We start from the raw sequence: 1,556 nt of genomic DNA, 5'->3' as shown, positions 1-1,556 counted from the left end.
GGCTGTGAGCTTATGGTTTTTTCTTATTTTCCTGATTTGTCACAGCCCCTTTCCGGTTTTGACAAAGTGTAGAATTCGTTTAGCGATCTGCAGTTTATGATACCGCTTTCGGTTATTACCACTCAAGAGGAGCGGCCGGAAATCGCGGCTAAAAAAGAAAAAGTCCGCACCGTCAACACGGCAAGCAGACTTATTTTCTTTTATTTGGATTCCAGGCGATACGCGTGATACTGACCGTTCAGGCAGCAGACCTGGTTGGAAACATTCAGAATATCGCTGAGAATTTTTCCTTTTTCCACAATCAGATCCTTACTGATCGTAAGCGACTGATCGCCATCCGCTTCATTGATTTGATAATCGTGTTCCTTAATGATCCGGACGAAGGTAATCAAATCCTCAACGGCAGGGAAGCTGATATCGTGATAAATCGTGATCAGCGAGCCTTCCGGATAGTTCTGATCGAAATCCAGCTGTTCTTTCAGACAGGCTGAAATAAACGCCGGTTTTAGATAAGGATACATCAGATTAATTTCCTGCACCTCGCGGGAATACTGCGGTTCTTCTTCCAAGGCTTCAGGCTCCGCCTCAGCAGGCTTCTCTTCCTGCGGCTGGGCCGTCGATTCATCCTCATCGTTACTCAGAGTGATAATCGTCTTTTCTTCTTCTTTTTTATTGGCGGCTTTGCTTAACAGATAAGCCGCTCCGCCAGCGGCTGCCAGCAAACCGAATAATAATCCTTTTTTCATCGTTGTCACCGATCCTTTTCTCTATTCTATCATATTTCACACGGTTTTAAACTATTTTCTTAACAAGCTCACCACAGCTACCCCGTCGCCGACCTCGGGATAGAACTGGGTAAGATAATCGGGATGGGTCATCAACATTTCCCGAAACCGCCGCAGTTTTTTAATCATTTGACGAGTACCCTTGTTTTCCGTCAGCGAGGGATCTTCGACCATTCCATGGAAGTTCAGATTATCAAAGACAAAAACTCCGCCGTCCGCCAGATTAGCGCGGAATTGTTCCAGATAGCGGGGATACTGGGCCTTCGCTGCATCCACGAAAATCAAATCGTATTGTTGATCAGTCTGGAATTGGGCAATATCCAGGGCATGCACATGAATCTGAGCCTCTAACTGTTGTGCTGCAATATTAACCAGCGCCAGCTGAGCCCGCTCCGGATCGTTCTCCAAAGTGTCGATCTGAATCTGCGGCGAGAGCTTAGCCATTCGAATTGCAGAATACCCAATGGCCGTGCCCAGTTCCAGTATGCGGGTATAGGCTTGATTACGAATCAGTTCCAGAATGAACTCAATCCCGGTTTTCATCATGATCGGCACATGGTTTTCCTGAGCATAAACTTCCAGTTCATTAATCGACGGCATCGCTTTCCCTCCTTCATTGACTTCAGTCAAAAACGGCTGACTTCAGCAAACTCCATAATTTCTTTCAGCAATTTATCTCTAGCCTGTTCATAAGATAAAATAAGAAAAAGGTTCCCATTGAGGGGAACCAATGAACCTGGCAACGAGCTGCCTTCACTATGGCAGGCATAG

The 1,556-nt window shown here is 46.0% G+C and carries 2 protein-coding genes; both read right to left on the bottom strand.

Annotated elements, in window-relative coordinates; genetic code table 11:
- Positions 1-200 precede the first annotated feature (200 nt).
- A complete protein-coding gene (locus DWY25_RS17535; RefSeq protein ID WP_117896420.1) occupies positions 201-746 on the bottom strand; it encodes a hypothetical protein in 546 nt (181 codons plus the stop codon).
- A gap of 51 nt (positions 747-797) precedes the next feature.
- Positions 798-1,385, bottom strand: coding sequence for an O-methyltransferase (locus tag DWY25_RS17530; RefSeq protein WP_117896418.1), 588 nt, complete (start codon positions 1,383-1,385; stop codon positions 798-800).
- Positions 1,386-1,556 lie beyond the last annotated feature (171 nt).

The sequence above is a fragment of the Holdemania filiformis genome (genome assembly GCF_003459085.1).
Classification (GTDB): domain Bacteria; phylum Bacillota_I; class Bacilli_A; order Erysipelotrichales; family Erysipelotrichaceae; genus Holdemania; species Holdemania filiformis.
The sequence above is the reverse complement of the archived record's forward strand: the minus strand, read 5'-3'. Positions and strand labels throughout refer to the sequence as shown.